This is a genomic window from Rhizobacter sp. P1_G5, from assembly GCF_056405435.1.
Window position 1 is genome coordinate 1 of record NZ_JBFUCB010001093.1, and the last position, 933, is coordinate 933.

The window sequence follows — 933 nt, forward strand, 5'->3', positions numbered from 1 at the left end:
CCGATGCACTGGCCGGTGGCGACGCTTTGCAACGCGTAGCGGCCGGCGGTGACGGCCATCGCCTGTTCCTTGGCCGTGTCGGATGAAGGGGCTGCGGTGTCGTTGCCGCCGCAGCCGGCGAGCAGCAGGGCCGACAGCCCGATGCCCGAAGCCAAGGCGCGGCCCGACCCGCGTGATGGGACCTGTTTCATGTCTGTCTCCTCGTTTGAGTGGCAGAAACGGTCCCTGTACTGCGGTCATTGGAACCGGTTCCAATTACAGCGAGGCCATTGAACTCCTGCCGGCACGGGACGTCCAGTCGGATAGAAAATTTTTTGCTGCCGGCGTCTTCCTACATCAACGCGCGCGATCTGCCGCTGGTGCCATGCGCTGCGGCGACCCTAGGCTCGGTTCGTCGTCGACCTCGCTGAACCACGTCCCAAGGAGTCCCGCCATGCCCCACGCCATCTGGAAAGGTGCCATCAGCTTCGGGCTGGTGCATGTACCGGTCGCGCTGTATCCCGCGTCGTCGGAATCGGGTGTCGACTTCGACTGGCTCGACAAGCGCTCGATGGACCCGGTCGGCTACAAGCGYGTCAACAAGCGCACCGGCCGCGAGATCGACAAGGCGCACATCGTGAAGGGTGTGAAGGTGGAGGGCGGCGACTACGTCGTGCTGAGCGACGACGAGATCAAGGCCGCGTACCCGAAGACCACGCAGACGATCGAGATCGAATCGTTCGCGCATGCCGACGAGATCCCGTTCACGCTGCTGGACCGGCCGTATTACCTGGAGCCGCTGGCCAAGGGCGAGAAGGTGTATGCGCTGCTGCGCGAGGCGATGCTCGCCTCGGGCGTGATCGGCMTCGCGCGCGTCGTGATGCACACCAAGGAGCACCTGGCCGCGCTGATCCCGAGCGGCCCGGCGCTGATGCTGAACACGCTGCGCTGGGC

The 933-nt window shown here is 65.3% G+C and carries 2 protein-coding genes; one reads left to right on the forward strand and one right to left on the reverse strand.

The annotated features are described in order from the left end of the window. The coding region (locus AC1D12_RS34240; RefSeq protein ID WP_490363546.1) for a hypothetical protein at window positions 1-191 on the reverse strand (191 nt) is incomplete at its 3' end. A gap of 242 nt (window positions 192-433) precedes the next feature. Here AC1D12_RS34240 and ku point away from each other — a divergent pair. Next, window positions 434-933: non-homologous end joining protein Ku (gene ku, locus AC1D12_RS34245; protein WP_477845512.1), on the forward strand; the 500-nt coding region annotated here is incomplete at its 3' end.